We start from the raw sequence: 18451 nt of genomic DNA, 5'->3' as shown, positions 1-18451 counted from the left end.
ATTGGAGTGAATTATTTCTACTTTGACGAGAAGGCAGCGGATGGCCGCGACGAGCCGCGCGTTTTAATAAGGTTTTGAGATGGATCTGCCACGCGGCGGCGCGGTTCGGGTATGCCCTGGTGCGTTTCAGGGCCCGTCGACGCCGACGCCGCTCGCGCGGCTTACCGAGCCGCCGCGTTGGCCCCGATGTCCGGCTGAACGGGCGCGGCGTCGAGCGGCACGATCTCGTCGAAGTGCGAATAGTCGATGTGGCTCACACCGTCCTGCTCGCTCATGATGTCGACGAAACGGTACTGCCAGAAGATCTGGTCACAGGTCCACATGTGACGCGCCTGCATGGTTTGCGAGGTCGATTCGTCGACCCCTTCGAGCGTGAGCAGCAGCGACGCGTCGCGGCCTTTGAGCGTCTCGAAGGTTTCGCCGAACAGCGGACTGCTTTCGTCGACGATGTGCATCAGCGTCCAGCCCAGTTTGAACACCGGGTGCTGATCGCGCACCAGCGTGAGGTCGTAGAGCTTGCGCAGCGTATAGCCTTCAGCGGAGGTTTCCAGGCGCATGATGCGCAGCTTCGCGCGGGCCTCGGCGATCACGTTCTGACGCGCGTTGGCCGAGCGCACCATCAGCGTCATGCGGCCATCGAGCGGCCGGATGATCGCGTAGCGGGCGAACATGATCTTTGCGTGCGGACGCGAAAAGCGCGCGAAGATCAGCCCCGTCGCCAACGCGATGCCGGACATGCCGACGAAGATTTCCAGCGTCGCGATCCAGTGCGCGTAGACGGTTTGCGGATGCATGTCGCCGTAGCCGACCGTCGCGAGCGTTTCGACGCTGAAGAAAAACGCGCCGCCGAAACCCGCGGGAAACTGATTGGCGATCGGCGCGTTGCCGAGCATGTAGAGCGCGGCGAACGTGGTGTTGAGCAGCACGAACAGCGCCGCGAGCGAGATGAAAAACACCGGCCAGCGCACCACCAGCGCGCGGTGATAGAGGTCTTGCCACAACGGCGTCGGCATGCCGTGCGCGATCACCACACGATCGTCCAGGCGCATTTCGCGGCTGCCGCGCGCACGACGCTTTGGCGCGCTCGCTTCGGCGTCGCCGATGCCGGAAAAACGGTCTGACGGTTTGGTAGCCATCGTGGGCTCGTAGAGATGAAAACGGGCCAAGCGTAGCACGGCGCCTGGCCCGCGGAAGGTGCTTTTCAGCGGGCTGCGCGGGCGAGCAAAGCGGCGTCGCTATGGGGGTTCGCGCTCGTGTTCGGGCGGCGCGCCCGGCTTGCTTCAAGTGCGTGCCGTGGGATCGTCCGCGAATGGCGTTTGCGCCGCGCGCTTCGCGTTGCGTCGCATCGCGTCGAAACAACGCGCCTGGCCCGGAAAGAGGCTACGGAAAAGCGCGTGGCTTGGGGATGCCGGCGCCGTGTTCGATATCGTCGACGGCTTGCTGATGCGCGGCCGCCACCGCTTCGGCTTCGTCGCTGTAACCGTCGTCGCCGCCGACCGTGGTCCACGACTTGACGGCTTTCTCGCGATGGCGGATTTCGTACTCCGCGTCCCAGCGTGCGCCGTTGAGTTCGAGCGGGCGGACGTGTATCGAGTACACGCCGTAGAGGAAGAGCTGGTCAGCCATGATCGCCTCGAGCCGGTTGATTCAGGATGACGCCGAGCGACACACGCGGCGCCGGTCTGCCTAAAGTTCGATTTCCCCGAGGATGCGGTGAGCGAGCGCTTTGGCTTCCTCCAGGGCTTCCTCCGGCGTCGACGAGGTGGTTTCCACTTGATAGAGCGTGGTTTCCTGATCGACGCTCTCGTCACCTTCGTCGCGCGCGAGGGTGACCACGCCCTGCCAGGTGTCCTGGCCGATATCTCTTATCGAAGCCGTGGCCGTGTAGATGCCTTTGGTGTAGGTGATGTCCTCCATGGCGTCGCTCCTTGTTCCAAAGGTTTCCGTTTTTTCATCCTAGCACGATGATGGAGCTTCGGTTCTGTGCGCAGGCGGCGCTCCATGTGCGTGACAATGCGCGCCGCACAAGGCAGCAGAATTACAGCAGCGCGACCACCTCATCCAGCGACGGCGCATGCGCGCCGGCATGCCGGCAGGCGGCCGCGCCGGCCGCCAGCGCGAACCCGAGATGGTCGGGCCAGGCGCGCTGCGGAGCGGTCATCAGGCTGAACAGCAGACCGCCAATCGACGCGTCGCCCGCGCCCACGGTGTCGACCACCTCGACCCGAGGCGGCCGCGCCTCGATCACCGTCGCGCCGTCGATCAACACGGCCGACTCCGGTCCGCGCGTCACCATCACGGTGGCGGCCGGATTCATCGAGCGCAACTGCGCGAGGGCGGCGGCTTCGTCGTCGGTCTTGAACAGCAGGCGCAAATCCTCGTCGGATACCTTGATCAGATCGGCGAGCGCCGCCATTTTGCGCAGCGTCGGCTCGTACCCATGCTCCATCAGATTCCGGTAGTTCGGATCGAAACTGATCTTCACGCCGTGCGAGCGCAATTCGGCCGCCAACGCGGCGAGCGTATCGCCGAGCGGTTGCCGCACGAGGCTGATGCAGCCAAAGTGCGCCCACTTCACGTGGCCGATCCAGCCTGCCGGCAAATGCGCCGGATCGAAGGCGAGGTCGGCGCCGTTCTCGCCCATGAAGAAGTACGCGGGCGGATGCGTCTGATGCACGATCGCGAGCAACGGCGGGCGCTCCACGCGCTGCATGAAGCGCATGTCGAGACCCGCGGCGACGCTCGCGTTCCACAGGTCGTCGGAGAAGTTGTCGACGCCCAGCGACCCGGCGCACGCGGTCGGCAAGCCGAGCCGCGCGACGCAGCGCGCCACGTTCCAGCCGGCGCCGCCGGGACGCGAGAGCCATTGCGAAACGCCGGTCCGCACGAGATCGGTGAGGATGTCGCCGGCAGAGACGAAGAGGGGGAATTCGGTGCTGCCACTGAGATTGCTCATTCTGTTTTCTCCGCGGATTTGGACGCGGCGGCGGCGCCGTCGGGCAGTGCGTGAGACAGCACCTCGTAGCACGCGCCCATCGTGTGATAGTCGGTCTTGCCGGCCGGGCTCTTTTCGTTGCTGTACTTACGGTTGTCGCAGGTGAGGATGCGATACCACGCGCCGTATTTGTGATCGACGAAGTGCGCCCAGCTATAGCGCCAGATCTCGTCGTACCAGTCCCAGAAGCGTTCGTTGCCGGTGCGCTTGCCGAGCAACGCGGCGGTCGCGAAGGTTTCGGCCTGCACCCAGAAATACTTGTCGTGGTCGCAGACAGTGCCGTCCGGGCCGAAGCCGTAATAGAGACCGCCGTGGTCTTCGTCCCATGCGTGCGTCATCGCGGCGTCGAACAGTTCGATCGCGCGCGGCAACAGCCACGGCAACGGACGGAAGCGTTCGAGTATCAGCAGCAGCTTCGCCCATTCGGTTTGATGCCCCGGCTGGAAGCCCCACGGGCGGAAGATGTTCGAACTGTCTTCCTCGTTGTAGTGCCAGTCGACCGACCAGTCCGCGTGAAAGTGCTCCCACACCAGACCCTCCGACAGCTTCGCCTGCCGCAGCGTGATATTCGACGCCACGCGTTCGGCGCGATCCAGGTAGACGAGATGGCCGGTCGCTTCATGCGCGGCCAGCAACGCCTCGGTGGTGTGCATGTTCGCGTTCTGCCCGCGGTACGAGCTGACCCGCCAATCGGGCGACGCCTCGTCGGCGTACAGGCCAGCAGCGGCGTCCCAGAAGCGGTGTTCCATCAACTCGAAGGTCGCGCCGATCATCGGCTTCGCTTCTTCGATGCCGGCCATCGCCGCATGCGAATACGCGAGCAGCACGAACGCGAGGCCGTAGCAGTGGCGCGTTGCATCGAGCGTGCGCTTTTTGCCGTCGTGCCATTCGAGCTCCCAGTCGTAGCCTTCGTGCTGCGCGTCCCAGTGCGCTTCACGCAGGAAGCTCAAACCGTGGCGCGCGTATTCGAGATGCTGCGGGTCGCCGAACTGGCGATATGCCATCGCATAGTTGAACACGTAGCGGCAACTGCTCACCAGATGCCGTGTGGTTTGGTCGTAGACCGAACCGTCGTCGCGGAAGAAGTGAAAGAAGCCGCCGCTCGGATCGAGCACGTTCGGCGCGTAGAAGCGCAGCGTGTCCTGCACGTGCGCGAGCAGGAAGTCGCGGTGGCGGAAACTGTCGACGAGCGGTACCGCGGCGGCGTCGTTGGCGGGATGGTGCTGGTCGGGTTGCGTCATGGCTTTTTCACCAGAGTACTGGCACGGGCAATGAGTTGAACGGGCAAGCGGACTTCCAGCTCGGCGGGTGCGTCTTCCAGCAGCAGCTCGACGCCGCGCCGGCCGAGCGCTTCCTTGTCGACCGAAATGGTCGACAGCGGCGGCGTGGCGTGAGCGGCGGCGGGGATGTCGTCAAAGCCGATGATCGCGATGTCCTCGGGCACGCGCAGGCCGCGCGCGAGGCACGCGCGCAGCGCGGCGAGCGCGGCGGCGTCGTTGTACGCAAACACGGCGTCGGGGCGCGGGCCCGGCGCGTCGAGGAGGCGCTGCATCGCGCGCGCGGCGCCGCTGTCGGGGTCGAGACCGGCGTCGATGGTCACTTCCAGCGACGGGTCGAACAGCAGCCCCGCTTCGAAAAACGCCCGCCGGTAGCCGAGCGCGCGCTGCGCGATGCTGAAGTGCGCCAGCGAGCCGCCGATGAACGCAACGCGCTTGCGCTGCTGTTCGAACAGATGCCGCATCGCGAGCGTGGCGCCCGCGGCGTTGTCGAGATTCACCGAGCGCAGCCCGGGCGCCCACAGATCGATCAGCACGAGCGGGCGCTGCATCGCCACCAGCGTGGTCAGCGTTTCCGGTTCGACGAAACCGGCAATCGCCACGGCGTCCGGCGCATGCAGGCGCAGCTGCTGGATCATGTCTTCGGTGGGACCGGCGGTCAGCACGGACGGGACGATGCCGCGCTCGCGGCACGCGTCTTCCACGCCGTGCAGCACATGCGAAAAGAACGGACTGACGGCGAAGTTATTGTGCTGACGATGCAGCAGGAAGGTCAGGCGGCGGATGCGCGGACGCAATTGCGCGGCGTCATAACCGAGCTGCCGCGCCGCTTGGACGACGCGCTCGCGGGTGGCCTCGGACAGGCCGGGCTGGTTCTTCAACGCGCGCGAAACGGTGCCGATCGACACGCTCGCCGCGCGGGCGATGTCGCGGATGGTGGTGGCCATCGAATGAAACGGCCGTGGGAGTGCGGCCGCACGGTGTTTGGGTTCGGCGATTGTATAGTAAAACGACGCTAAAACAGCCTTGGAAACGTCAGCCTGATACCCGGAAATACCCGTAGATGTTGGAGTTGGTCCGGAATATGCTGTTTAGTAAAAACAGCTAAACAAGTTTCGCTTTTGAGTGGCTGCGCGCAGCGTTTTCAGTCTGCATAGGCGGGCGCGGCTTCGGCCTGTCCTCGCAGCAATGCCGCGCTTTCATCGGCATCGATCAGCACGAAACCGCTTGTCTCGTGCTTCGCGCGGCGCTTGGCCAACGCCGCGACGGACGCGATCTGTTCGCTGTTATAAAGCGACGCTCCACCGGCGGGTTCGACGCGCACGCAGCCGATCGCCATCGTCACGAAGCCGAAAAAGGTCGGATTGCCGCGCCGGTCCTCGCCATGGATGCCGCCGGCGAGCCGATCGGCCGGCGCGTAAAAGCGTTGCGCGCCTTCGTTGAAGAGGTGAATCGCGCGCTGCACGCGCTCGCGCCAGTCGTCGCTCTGGAACAGGATCAGGAAGTCGTCGCCGCCGACGTGCCCGAGGAAGTCGCGGGTGGGATCGCACACGTCGGCGAGCACCGCGGCCGCGAGTTTCAGCACTTCGTCGCCCTGCCAGTAGCCGTACTGATCGTTGAACGGCTTGAAGTGGTTCAGGTCGACGTAGCACGCGTAGAAGCCGGCGTCGTTGCCCAGCAGGCGGGCAATGTGCGAGCTGATCGGAATGTTGCCCGGCAGGAAGGTCAGCGGGTTCGCGTAGCGCGCCGCTTCGATGCGGACCTCGGTGACGGCGCGCACGAGGCTCTCGCCGGTGCCGAGGCCGGCGTATTTGCCTTGGTCGGTGATGACGAAGCCGTCGGCGAGATAGCGCTGGTCGTCGCTCGCGAGCAGCTTGGCCATCTGCTCGACAGTCATCGATTTCTCGATGACCACCGGCGACGCGTTGGCGAACTGCATACACGGGCGCTTGCCGAACAACTCGCGGTGGTACGGCAGCGCGTAGCGATCCATGAAGCTGCGCCGGTTGATCAGCGCGACCGGTTCGTCATGCTCGACTACCGCGACCGCGTGCAGATCGGGCAGGTGGTTGAACAGTTCGAGCACGTCGTTGTTGGTGGCGTGACGCGGCACCGCGGGCGCGTGCACCAGCATCTTCGCCGACGCCATGCCGCCCGAAGGCGACGCGCTGCCCACCGTGCGCGTGGTCTCCGGAAACACGGCGATGTGACCCGCGCGCAGCGCGTCGCGGGCGTCGTCGGTCACGTTGCGCGCCGGTTGCGCATGCGGACGCCCGAAGAAATAACCCTGCCCGTAGCCGATCCCCATGTCGCGCACCACGATCAGATCCGCTTCGTTCTCGATGCCCTCGGCCACGAGCTGCGCGCCGCTCGCGTGGGCAAACTGCTGCATTGCGCGCACGGCCTCGAACTTGAGCGGATCGCAGGCAATGTCGTGAATGAAGAAGCGGTCGATCTTCACGACGTCCGGTTGCAAACGCACCCACAGATTCATGCTGGCGTTCGCGGTGCCGTAGTCGTCGAGCGCGAATTGCGCGCCGGCGGTGCGCAGCGCCGCGATCAGCGGCAGGAAATTGCCGACATCCGGAATCGCGCTCTGCTCGGTCAGCTCGATCACGATCCGCCGCGGATCGACGCCGCGATGGCGTAGCAGCGCCAGCGCGTCTTCGCGTGCGCCGGCCAGTTGGCGGATCGCGCCCGCGCTGAAGTTGAGGAACAGCTTGCCGTCGAAATCGAGTTTCGCGAACGCTTCGATGCAGGTGCGCGCGGCCGCGCGTTCGAGCTCGATCGCGCAGCCCTCGGCGAGCGCTTGCGAAAACAGCGCGAGCGGCGTTTCGAGCGGCGTGCCGGCCGGGCCGCGGATCAGACCTTCGTAGCCGAGGATCGTGCCGCCTTCGAAATCGATGATCGGCTGGAAGACGGCGGACAGGTCACGCCGGGCGATCAACTCCTCGATGCGCGGCGCAGCGAATCGGGAGGGCGGACGAAGTTGCATGGCAAGAAGACGTATCGATCGACTTACGGTTTATCGGCCCTATCGGCTTGAAATTAAGTGAACTTTTAGTGACGCGTTGCACTGGGCTGGTGCGTTTTGCTGGTGACGCTCGACCGATTGCCGGCCTGCGCCATCTGGCCAGGAATCGTCCTATGCCATCAGGCTGAGGCGACAGCGCCTGCGTTTGCGCGTGAAATAACAGAAAAGCCGTGCACGGCGGCTTCCTTCAAAACGACGCTCAGGGAGGGCGCTTATGAATGTCCTGTTCGCATTGCACGCGTATTCAATGGCGCGCGACGGCAGCAGCGGGCCGCTCGCGCGAGGCGGCCTGGATCTCGCCGGTGGTGTCGCGCGCGCCCCAGCGTTGCGCGAGCGCGGCGCACACCATCAGCTGGATCTGGTGGAACAGCATCAGCGGCAAGACCACGGCGCCCACCGCATGCGAGGCGAAAATGACCTTGGCCATCGGCACGCCGGCGGCGAGGCTTTTCTTCGAGCCGCAGAAGATGATCGTGATCTGGTCGGCGCGGTTAAAGCCGAGCCGCTTGCTGACGAAGATCGTCACGGCCAGCGCGAGGGCGAGCAGCACGACGTTGACGAGCAGCAGGCCGCCGAGCGCGGACAGCGGGATCTGGTGCCACAGGCCTTCGGTGACGGCTTCGCTGAATGCGCCATACACCACCAGCAGGATCGAGCCCTGGTCGACGAACTTCAGCACACCGCGATGGCGCTCGATCCACTTGCCGATCAGAGGGCGCAGCAACTGGCCGGCCACGAACGGCACCAGCAGTTGCAGCACGATGTTGCCGATCGTGTGCCACGGCGAGGCGCCGCCGCTGGCCGCCTGATTGGTGACGACAACACTGACGAGCGCGGGGGTGATGAAGATGCCGAGCAGGCTCGAGGCCGACGCGCTGCATACGGCAGCCGGTACATTGCCTTTGGCGATGGACGTAAACGCGATCGACGACTGAACCGTCGATGGCAGCGTGCAGAGGAAGAGGACCCCCGCATAGAGCGCCGGCGTGACAAGTGGCGAAAGGAGCGGCTTAAGCGCGAGGCCGAGCAGCGGGAAGAGCGCGAACGTGCTGAGAAGTACGACCAGATGAAGACGCCAATGCGTCGCGCCCGCAATGATCGCTTCGCGTGAGAGCTTGGCGCCGTGCAGGAAAAACAGCAGGCCGACCGCCACGTTCGTCACCCAGTTGAACCCGACGGCAGCCTGGCCATGAACCGGCAGGAAGCTGGCAAGGATCACGGTGCCGACGAGGCACAAGGTGAAGTTGTCGGGAAGCAGTTTCGGGCGAGCCATGTCGGAGTCTCGATTCGGTGATGCGGAATAGCACGGAACACGCGCGTAAAGGCGCCGCCTTCGGCTATGGGAAACGGCTATTGTTGTTGAAAATTGATTGAAAAAGCAAATTCATTTGCCGAATCGATTAATGATTGCTGTGCATCAAAAGGGGCGCGCCGCGCGGGTTAAAAGAGTGGCAGCGATCAGATGCCAGTATTGGTGACGGAGTCTGTTTGGTCCATGCCCATTTAACCATTCAGACGAAAAACCGCCAGCGATTCGTCATAGGCAAGCAGGTCCACGAGACCCGCGAAAACGCCAGGCGAGCACGCCGTTTCGATACTTTCGCGCAAGCGCTGTGTCGCAGAAAAACGTCGCAGTAACAGGGTGTTACATCAACGGAGGAGGCCTAACACTTTTTGGCTCGACACCCTTTGGCGCCGCCCATAAATTACGGTTCAAAGGCCGTCGGGATGTCCCGCGCCGCGACATGAACGTGGCGTCTCTGCCAGTCCCAAAACAAGTCCATCGCAGCTCGAACGGTGGTCTTCAGGCAAGTCTTCGGGCATGAGAGTCAGCAGGTGGACGGGTTGTCGAGAACGAGGCACTGGGCGTTGGGCGCGGTCATCGCTGCGCTGTGTTCGCTCGCCTATGCAAAAGCGCCAGGCATGCCGCACGGCGGTGGCGCTTACTCGCATGCCCCCGCGGACCGCGCGATGCGTGCAGACGCACCCAACGGCGGCCGTTACCATGGCGCGCCTGCAGTCCGGCCTACCCGTAACGCGGTGGCTGACCGCAACTCACGCATGCCCCACGCCGGCGCGAACTTCGCGGACCGCAATTACGCCGACGGCTTTGCCATCTATAACCCCGGCATGCGTCGCACGGCCGGACCGTCCGGTTATCCCGGCGATGGCCGTGGCCGCATGCAGTACGCGGGCGCCATTACGCCGGTCAGCGCAGAGTCGAGCTCGGTGCCGCGTCCGCCGCCCAATGCGCCCGTGCGCAGCGGTTCGATTCGCGCCGACGTCGCCCGCTACAATGAAGAGCGCGGTTCTGCGCGTGCGATGCAGCGTCCGGCCGACGATCCGCGTCAGCCGGAAGGCTCGCCTTATCGCAACTAATCGCTAGCTCAGCCGCTAGCAACGAGCCGTGGTGCGAGCATCGTGCTCGCGCCGAAGGCGGTGCAATGCCGCCCGTTGGTCCCGCCGAATCTCGTCCCTGATCCCTGCCGAACCCGGCTTCCGCCGTTCAAACCGCTGGGGCGCGACTTCCCGCTTTAACCCATTCCCGACGCCCCCCACCAATGTGACGTTTCGACGCCACACTTTATTGAAAACATTCGGCAGCTAACCCGCTCCCGTCGTCAAATCGGGGCGTTTGCGCTGCGGCGCGTCATCCGCATGTCATTCGATGCGTTATCACCGGTCTGATGCTGCATCAGTACCGCTTTGCGTGACGGACCGGGCAGCCGGCGTCCGTGCGCGCACGCTAATGGCCGAGCCCGTATCAGGCCGATAAGCGACAAAACTAATCAGACCGATATACCCGCAATAACCACCAATATTTTTGTTCATAAAAATGGTCCGCAAAGATGGTCCCGCCCAGATTGGCTCGATGATCGAACGGACAACAACAACTTTGGTTCGCGCGAGCAGCCCTTTCGCACAGCCACACCCTTTTTGACAAAGACTGGAGAATCCATGAAAACGAGCATCAGCAGTGCGCTGAAGACCACCCTCAAGGCAACCGCGTGTGCCGCTCTGCTGGCCAGTGCATCGTCTGCTTTTGCGCAATCGAGCGTGCAGCTTTACGGCCAGGTCGACGAATGGGTCGGCTCGCAGAAATTCCCGGGCGGCAAGACGGCGGTGGTGGTGTCCGGCGGGGGCATGTCGACGTCGTACTGGGGCATGAAGGGGGCTGAGGATCTGGGCAACGGCTACAAGGCGATCTTCACGCTGGAAGGCTTCTTCCGCGCGCAGAACGGTCGGTTCGGCCGCTTCGAGGGCGACACGATGTTCTCGCGCAATGCGTACGTCGGCATCGAATCGCCGTATGGTACGGTGACGGCCGGCCGCCTGACGACGCCGCTGTTCGTGTCGACGATTCTGTTCAACCCGTTCGTCGACTCGTACGTGTTTTCACCCATGGTCTACCACACGTACCTCGGCCTCGGCACATTCCCGACCTACAACACCGACCAGGGCGTGACCGGCGACTCGGGCTGGAACAACGCGGTGTCGTACTCGTCGCCGAACTTCAACGGCCTGTCGGCGACGGCGATGTACGCGCTCGGCAACACGACGCAGAACGGTGCGAAGAAATGGAGCGGCCAGGTGCTGTACTTCCACGGCCCGTTCGCGGCGACCGCGGTGTACCAGTACGTGAACTTCAACAACGTCCCCGGCGACCTCGGCAGCTTTGAAACCTCGGGCGTGCCCGGCCTGCGCAGCCAGAGCGTCGCGCAAGCCGGCGTCTCGTACGACCTGAAGTTCGTGAAGTTCTACGGCCAGTACATGTACACGTACAACTACCAGCAGATCACGAGCTGGCACGTGAACACGGGGCAGGGCGGCGTCACGGTGCCGTTCGGCCCGGGTACGGTGATGGCGTCTTACGCCTATTCGCGCAACGGCGGCGGTTCCAACCAGACCCGTCAGACGGCCGCGATCGGCTACGACTACCCGCTGTCCAAGCGCACGGACCTCTACGCGGCCTACCTGTACGACCACATCACCGGCCAGTCGAGCGGCAACACCTACGGCGCCGGCCTGCGCGCGAAGTTCTAGGCGTCTGGCGCCGGCTGGGGCGGGGCTGCTGTTACGGTAGCCGCCTCGTTGCCGCCATTCAGGCACTGACTGCGGGCAACAACAGCAAAAACCCGCCTTCCCCGGAAGGCGGGTTTTGTCGCTTCTGGCGTTTGCATTGTGTGGGTTTGCCGACCATCTTTTGATAAACCCGGCAGAATGGCGTCGATTGATTCCTGAAGCGAGCGATTGAGATGGATACCCTCGTCAGCATGAAAGTGTTCCGCCATGTGGTCGAAGTCGGCAGCTTCGTCGGCGCGGCCGAGCGGATGGAGATGTCGGCGGCGATGGCGAGCAAGCATGTGATGCACCTCGAACACCAGCTCGGCGCGCGGTTGCTGAACCGCACCACGCGGCGCGTCGCGCCGACCGAGGCGGGCCGCGAATACTACGAACGGCTGAGCCAGGTGCTGACCGAACTCGAGGAAGCCGAGCAGGTCGTCGGCGCGGCCAGCGTCGTGCCGCGAGGGCGCTTGCGGGTGTCGTCGCTGTCGGCGTTCGGCTTGAGCCACGTGATGGCCGCGGTGGCGGACTATGCCGCCCAGTATCCGCAAGTCATCGTCGACATGACTTTGTCCGACCGCGTGGTCGAACTGATCGACGAAGGCTTCGATGTCGCGATCCGGGCTTCGCCGGGCGGCCTGAAGTCGTCGTCGCTGATCGCGCGGCAGATCGCGACCGCTCACCTCGTGCTGTGCGCATCGCCGGCCTATCTGCGGCGGCATGGCACGCCGAAGAGCGTCGCCGATCTCGCGAACCACAACTACTTGCAGTACGCGGGCGTGTCGGCGCTCGAAATCGCGACCGGCGATGCGTCGCCGCGCGTGCGTCTGTCGGGCAATCTGATCGTCAACCATCTGGAAGCGCAGCGCGTGATCGTGCTTCAAGGCGCCGGCATCGCGATGCTCGGCACCGAAGTGATCGGCGACGATCTGGCCGCGGGGCGTCTCGTGCCTCTGCTCGTCGACGAAGTGCCACCGCGCGAGCTGCCGATCCATGTGGTCTATGCGAGTCGCCGGCATTTGTCGGCCAAGGTGCGCTCGTTCGTCGATTTTCTTGCCGAGCGGTTCGCGAACGAGTCACTGTGGCCGTCGCTCGAGCAGATCATGGCGCTGGCGGTGCGGTAGTTGGGGCGCTGTGGATCGCGGCAGCCCAAGCGCCGCGACCCATTTCGCTATACTGATTGCCAGCACCCATACGCGTAACGATCTGGGGGAGACATGACCGATCTGTCCACGCCGCAGTGCGCCGGCAGCCACAAGCTGCCCGCGGGCCGGCGTCTGCGCTTTGTCACCGCCGCCGCGCTGTTCGACGGCCACGATGCGTCGATCAACATCATGCGGCGCATCCTGCAGGCGAGCGGCGTCGAGGTGATTCACCTCGGCCACAACCGCTCCGTCGCTGAAGTCGCCACTGCCGCGCTGCATGAGGACGCCGACGGCGTCGCCGTGTCCAGCTACCAGGGCGGCCACAACGAATACTTCCGCTATCTGGTCGATCTGCTGCGCGCTCGCGGTGGCGAGCGCATCAAGGTGTTCGGCGGCGGCGGCGGGGTGATCGTCCCCGAAGAGATCGCCGAGCTCGAACGCTATGGCGTCGAGAAGATCTATTCGCCGCAGGATGGTCAGCGGCTCGGTCTGCAAGGGATGATCGACGACATGATCGCGCGCTGTACGGAAGGTGCGCGCGCGGCAATGGCGGCTGGACAGACGGGGGTTGGCGAGTGGGTGGTCGAACTGTCGGCGCGCGGGCTACCCCGTTTCGATTCGCGTGCTGATGCCAACATCGCCAACACCCCCGACCCCGCATCGTACGTCTTCCGCCGACTCGCACAACTAATCAGCGCATTCGAAGCGGACGGCGTCGACCCAACCAGCCGCGAAAAACTGTCGGCCCTCGCCAAAGCGGCCACGATTCCCGTACTCGGCATCACCGGCACGGGCGGCGCCGGCAAATCGTCGCTCACCGACGAACTGATCCGCCGCTTCCGGCTCGACTACGGCGACGCCCTCACCATCGCCGTGCTCGCGATCGATCCGTCGCGCCGCAAGTCCGGCGGCGCGCTCCTCGGCGACCGCATTCGCATGAACGCAATCGGCGACTGGCGCGGCGGCGCGCGCGTCTACATGCGCTCGATGGCGACGCGCGAAGCATCGAGCGAACTCTCCGACGCGCTGCCCGACGCGTTGATGTTGTGCAAGGCGGCGGGCTTCGATCTGATCATCGTCGAGACGTCCGGGATCGGGCAGGGCGATGCGGCGATCGTGCCGTTCGTCGACGAATCGCTGTACGTGATGACGCCGGAGTTCGGCGCGGCGAGCCAGTTGGAGAAGATCGACATGCTCGACTTTGCCGGCTTCGTCGCGATCAACAAGTTCGATCGCAAAGGCGCGCCGGACGCGTTGCGCGACGTCGCCAAGCAGGTGCAGCGCAATCGCGCCGACTTCACGAGGCCGCCTGAAGCGATGCCGGTATTCGGCACGATCGCCTCGCGCTTCAACGACGACGGCGTGACCGTGCTGTACCGGCACGTCGCCGATGCGCTGCGGCAGCACGGCTTGCGGGCGGGCGAGGGGCGTCTATCGACGCCTGGCGGTCTGCGCTTTTCGAGCGGCCGCAACGCGATCGTGCCGCCGGCACGTGTGCGCTATCTGGCCGAAATTGCGCAGACGGTCCACGCTTACCGGGAGCGAGCCGATGCGCAAGCGCGCGTAGCGCGCGAGCGTTGGCAACTTATTGAGGCGCGTCGCATGCTGGATGAAGCAAGCGACGGAGCAACCCCAGCCAGCCACGCCCTGACTCGCCTCGACGACCTGATCACCCACCGCAACGCTGCCCTCGGCGAACGCGAGCGCATCCTCCTCGACACCTGGCCGCAAACCGTAGCCGCCTATTCGGGCAGCGAACACATCGTCCGCATCCGCGAGCGCGAAATTCGCAACGCGCTCACCGTGACGACGCTTTCCGGCTCCGAAGTCCGCAAAGTCGCGCTGCCGAAATTTGTCGATCACGGCGAAATTCTGCGCTGGCTGATGCTCGACAATCTGCCCGGCTACTTTCCGTTCACCGCCGGCGTGTTCCCGTTCCGCCGCGAAAACGAAGACCCGACCCGCATGTTCGCCGGCGAAGGCGATCCGCAGCGCACCAACCGCCGTTTCAAACTGCTCTCGGAGGGCATGCCGGCCAAACGTCTTTCGACCGCCTTCGACTCGGTCACGCTGTACGGCGAAGAGCCGCACGAACGCCCGGACATCTACGGCAAGGTGGGCAATTCGGGCGTGTCGGTCGCGACGCTCGACGACATGAAAGCGCTGTACGACGGCTTCGACCTGTGCGCGCCGCAAACCTCGGTGTCGATGACGATCAACGGTCCCGCGCCGACCATCCTCGCGATGTTTTTCAACGTCGCGATCGATCAGCAGATCGCGCGCATGGAACAGCAGCAAGGCCGCCCGCTTGCGGACGACGAACTCGCCGCGACCCGTCGCTCGGCCTTGGAAAACGTGCGCGGCACCGTGCAGGCCGATATCCTGAAGGAAGACCAAGGCCAGAACACCTGCATTTTTTCGACCGAATTCAGCCTGAAGGTGATGGGCGATATTCAGGCGTACTTCGTCGAGCATGGCGTGCGCAATTTCTATTCGGTGTCGATCTCCGGCTATCACATCGCCGAAGCCGGCGCGAACCCGATTTCGCAACTCGCTTACACGCTGGCGAACGGCTTCACGTATGTCGAGGCCTATCTGGCGCGCGGCATGTCGATCGACGACTTCGCGCCGAATCTGTCGTTCTTCTTTTCGAACGGCATGGACCCGGAGTACACAGTGCTGGGCCGCGTCGCGCGGCGCATCTGGGCGATTGCGATGCGCGAGCGCTACGGCGCGAACGAACGCAGCCAGAAACTCAAGTACCACGTGCAGACGTCGGGCCGCAGCCTGCACGCGCAGGAAATCGACTTCAACGATATCCGCACTACCTTGCAGGCACTGATCGCGATCTACGACAACTGCAACTCGCTGCATACGAATGCGTTCGACGAAGCGATCACCACGCCCACCGAGGATTCGGTGCGCCGCGCGGTGGCGATCCAGTTGATCATCAACCGTGAATGGGGGCTCGCGAAAAATCAGAACCCGAATCAGGGCAGCTTCGTGATCGACGAGCTGACCGATCTGGTGGAAGAAGCGGTGCTTGCCGAATTCGACCGGCTGACCGAGCGCGGCGGTGTGCTCGGCGCGATGGAAACCGCCTATCAGCGCGGGCGCATCCAGGACGAGTCGATGCTCTACGAGCATCGCAAGCATGACGGCTCGTATCCGATTGTCGGCGTGAACACGTTTTTGAGCGCGCATCCGCATGAAGCGCCGCAACCGATCGTGCTGGCCCGTTCCACCGACGAAGAAAAACAAAGCCAATTGAAACGTCTGCGTGCGTTCCAGGCGCGGCATCGCGAAGCGGCGCCGGCTGCGCTCGAGCGCCTGAAGCGCGCGGTAATCGACGATGACAACGTGTTCGCGGTGCTGATGGACGTGGTGCGGGTGTGTTCGCTCGGGCAAATCACGCACGCGTTGTTTGAAGTGGGCGGGCAGTACCGCCGCAATATGTAGGCGCGTGCTTGACTGCACGCGCTGTGGCTTCGCTTGGCACGAGCCGCAGCACGCCCGCCTTGACGTGTCGTCTCAAGCATTGCGGCCCGGCTTGAAGCGAGCCCCAGTTCAGCCGCCTTGAAGTGTTACCTCTAGTGTCGTGGCTGCGCTCGGCACGCGCCGCGGCGCAACCACCTTCGAGTATCGTCTCAAGCGCTGCGGCTCGATCTGAGGCGAGCAGAAACAACGAAGCACCGCGCAGGCGCCCCAAACCCGCGCCTGAACCTAGCCCCTCAGCCTGGCCTCTACCGCCGAATGCCCAGCCGCGCCTTCGCGTCGTCATATTCCTTCGACAACCGCTGCACCAGTTCGCCGACGCTCGGCACATCATCCATCAGGCCGACGCCCTGGCCTGCGCCCCAGATGTCTTTCCACGCCTTCGCCTTGTCGCTGCCGAAGTTCATCTTGGTCTTGTCCGATTCCGGCAGCGCGTCCGGGTCCAGCCCCGCGTTCAGAATGCTTTCACGGATGTAATTGCCGTGCACGCCGGTAAACAGATTCGTGTAAATGATGTCCGACGCCGTGGAGTTGACGATCGCCTGCTTGTAGCTGTCGACCGCATGCGCCTCTTTGGTCGCGATGAAGCGCGTACCCATGTAGGCGAGGTCCGCGCCCATCGCCTGGGCCGCGAGAATCGAGCCGCCATTGGCGATCGAGCCGGACAGCACGATCGGGCCGTCGAAGATGCGCCGCACTTCGCCGACCAGCGCGAACGGCGAGGTCGTGCCCGCATGGCCGCCGGCGCCGGACGCCACCAGGATCAGCCCGTCGACGCCCGCTTCCAGCGCCTTCTGCGCGTGACGCAGATTGATCACGTCGTGCAGCACGATGCCGCCGTAGCTGTGCACGGCATCGACGATTTCGCGCGCGGGCGCGCGCAGGCTCGTGATGAAGATCGGCACCTTGTGTTCGACGCACACGCGCACGTCGTGTTCGAGCCGCGTGTTCGACTGATGGACGATCTGGTTGACGGCGATCGGCCCGATGATCGCATCGGGATTGGCCGCCTTGTGTTCGGCGAGTTGCGCCTGAATCTGCGTGAGCCATTCGTCGAGCAACTCGGCCGGGCGCGCATTCAGCGCCGGGAACGAGCCGACGATACCGGCCTTGCATTGGGCCAGCACGAGTTCGGGATAGCTGACGATGAACATCGGCGAAGCGACGACGGGTAGCGCAAGTTTTTGCAGGACGGCGGGCAATGCCATGGTGCGAGTCTCCTGATTTGAGCGGACCGGTGCAGCATTGAGCGCCCGGCGTTTGATGAGTTTAGCGGCACATGGCTTGCGGCGTGTCGAAGCTGACGGGTGTCGCGTTGCCGCTTCGACTAGCGCACGCATCGGCCAAGGCCGTTCGACTATTTAAGAACGGTCGTTCGATTATAGGCGAAGTGTGCTGTCCGCGTCCGGCGGGTTCGTTTGGAACAATTGGAAGGATTGTTCAGGTTCACTGTCTTCGTGGGTTATCCCACCTCGCGTGGACATATTGGGCTTCTACAATGCAGTCACTTATAAATGACAACAGCGAGAGAGATACGCTATGGCCTTCGAGAATTTCACGCCCTTTCAAGTCGCCGTGGGCGACGTCGATATTTTCGGAGTGAAAGGCGGAGCAGGGCCGCCTCTGTTGTTGCTGCACGGCCATCCGCAGTCGCATCTGATCTGGCAGCGCTGCGCCGCGCGACTGGCCGAACACTTCACTGTTATCGCGACCGATCTGCGTGGCTATGGCGCATCGGGCAAACCGCCGAGCGATGCTGCGCACACGCCGTATTCCAAACGCGCGATGGCCGCCGATCAGGTTGCCGTGATGCGCCATTTCGGCTTTGAACGATTTCTCGTCTGCGCGCACGATCGCGGCGCGCGCGTCGCTCACCGGATGGCGCTGGACCATGCCGATGCGGTCGAGCGTTTGATGTTGTTGGACATCGCGCCGACGCTCGCGATGTACGAGGCCACCGACCGCACGTTTGCGACGCACTATTTCCACTGGTTCTTCCTGATCCAGCCGGAGCCGCTGCCTGAAACGCTGGTCGGCGCGAACCCGGCCGCTTATGTCGATGCGGTGATGGGTAGCCGTCACGCGGGTCTCGCGCCGTTCGAACCCGCCGCGCTCGATGCCTATCGCGCGGCGCTCGCGCAACCGGGCGCGGTGCACGCGATGTGCGAGGACTACCGCGCGTCGGCGAGCATCGACCTCGAACATGATCGTGCCGACATCGAGCGGGGCAACAAGATCGGTTGTCCGCTGCGTGTGCTGTGGGGCGATAAAGGCGTGATCGAGAAGTGCTTCGACGCGCTCGCCGAATGGCGTCACGTGGCGCGCGACGTGAGCGGCCGTGCGCTGTCTTGCGGGCATTACATCCCCGAAGAGGCGTCGGACGAACTGGTTGCTGAAATGCTGTCCTTCTTCGAAGCGGTCGAACAGTAGCAGTACGCCG

The 18451-nt window shown here is 64.2% G+C and carries 14 protein-coding genes; 5 read left to right on the top strand and 9 right to left on the bottom strand.

Annotation, left to right across the window (positions count from 1 at the left end):
• Positions 1-161: 161 nt before the first annotated feature.
• The 8 genes from HV744_RS22285 to HV744_RS22250 all read right to left on the bottom strand — a co-directional run bounded on the left by HV744_RS22285 (position 162) and on the right by HV744_RS22250 (position 8579).
• On the bottom strand, positions 162-1136 hold the full coding sequence (locus HV744_RS22285; protein ID WP_175151569.1) for an ion channel: 975 nt from the start codon (positions 1134-1136) through the stop codon (positions 162-164).
• A 244-nt stretch (positions 1137-1380) separates the two neighbouring features.
• Positions 1381-1626, bottom strand: coding sequence for a hypothetical protein (locus tag HV744_RS22280; protein WP_175151568.1), 246 nt, complete (start codon positions 1624-1626; stop codon positions 1381-1383).
• 60 nt (positions 1627-1686) lie between these two features.
• Positions 1687-1917, bottom strand: a complete 231-nt coding sequence (locus HV744_RS22275) for a hypothetical protein (protein WP_175151567.1) — start codon at positions 1915-1917, stop codon at positions 1687-1689.
• A 121-nt stretch (positions 1918-2038) separates the two neighbouring features.
• On the bottom strand, positions 2039-2956 hold the full coding sequence (locus HV744_RS22270; protein WP_175151566.1) for a carbohydrate kinase family protein: 918 nt from the start codon (positions 2954-2956) through the stop codon (positions 2039-2041).
• Positions 2953-4236, bottom strand: coding sequence for an AGE family epimerase/isomerase (locus HV744_RS22265; protein ID WP_175151565.1), 1284 nt, complete (start codon positions 4234-4236; stop codon positions 2953-2955). Before HV744_RS22265 ends, HV744_RS22270 begins: the two co-directional genes overlap by 4 nt.
• Positions 4233-5219, bottom strand: a complete 987-nt coding sequence (locus tag HV744_RS22260; protein WP_175151564.1) for a LacI family DNA-binding transcriptional regulator — start codon at positions 5217-5219, stop codon at positions 4233-4235. The genes HV744_RS22265 and HV744_RS22260 overlap by 4 nt, the downstream gene beginning before the upstream one ends.
• Positions 5220-5416: 197 nt before the next feature.
• Complete coding sequence (locus tag HV744_RS22255; RefSeq protein WP_175151563.1) at positions 5417-7267, bottom strand: EAL domain-containing protein; 1851 nt, start codon at positions 7265-7267, stop codon at positions 5417-5419.
• A 283-nt stretch (positions 7268-7550) separates the two neighbouring features.
• Positions 7551-8579: a bile acid:sodium symporter family protein gene (locus tag HV744_RS22250; protein WP_175151562.1), complete on the bottom strand. Its 1029-nt coding sequence runs from the start codon at positions 8577-8579 to the stop codon at positions 7551-7553.
• A gap of 563 nt (positions 8580-9142) precedes the next feature.
• Here HV744_RS22250 and HV744_RS22245 point away from each other — a divergent pair.
• The 4 genes from HV744_RS22245 (at position 9143) to icmF (ending at position 15975) form a co-directional block, all read left to right on the top strand.
• Positions 9143-9685 carry a hypothetical protein gene (locus HV744_RS22245; protein ID WP_246279146.1) on the top strand — a complete coding sequence of 181 codons (543 nt, stop codon included), beginning with the start codon at positions 9143-9145 and terminating at the stop codon, positions 9683-9685.
• Between the two features lie 579 nt (positions 9686-10264).
• The gene (locus tag HV744_RS22240; protein ID WP_175151561.1) at positions 10265-11350 is read left to right on the top strand and encodes a porin; all 1086 of its coding nucleotides are present in this window, start codon (positions 10265-10267) and stop codon (positions 11348-11350) included.
• Positions 11351-11562: 212 nt separating this feature from the next.
• Entirely contained in the window at positions 11563-12495 is a 933-nt protein-coding gene (locus HV744_RS22235; protein ID WP_175151560.1) for a LysR family transcriptional regulator, read from the top strand.
• Between the two features lie 93 nt (positions 12496-12588).
• Positions 12589-15975 carry a fused isobutyryl-CoA mutase/GTPase IcmF gene (gene icmF, locus HV744_RS22230; protein ID WP_175151559.1) on the top strand — a complete coding sequence of 1129 codons (3387 nt, stop codon included), beginning with the start codon at positions 12589-12591 and terminating at the stop codon, positions 15973-15975.
• A gap of 284 nt (positions 15976-16259) precedes the next feature.
• Here the strand turns inward: icmF and HV744_RS22225 are convergent, their stop codons facing one another.
• Complete coding sequence (locus tag HV744_RS22225; protein WP_175151558.1) at positions 16260-17219, bottom strand: NAD(P)H-dependent flavin oxidoreductase; 960 nt, start codon at positions 17217-17219, stop codon at positions 16260-16262.
• A 331-nt stretch (positions 17220-17550) separates the two neighbouring features.
• Here HV744_RS22225 and HV744_RS22220 point away from each other — a divergent pair, with 331 nt between their 5' ends.
• Positions 17551-18441 carry an alpha/beta fold hydrolase gene (locus HV744_RS22220; protein WP_175151557.1) on the top strand — a complete coding sequence of 297 codons (891 nt, stop codon included), beginning with the start codon at positions 17551-17553 and terminating at the stop codon, positions 18439-18441.
• Positions 18442-18451: the final 10 nt, after the last annotated feature.

Source organism: Paraburkholderia ultramafica, from assembly GCF_902859915.1.
Lineage (GTDB): Bacteria > Pseudomonadota > Gammaproteobacteria > Burkholderiales > Burkholderiaceae > Paraburkholderia > Paraburkholderia ultramafica.
Note: the sequence above shows the minus strand (reverse complement) of the source record. Positions and strands in the feature narration are given on the sequence as shown.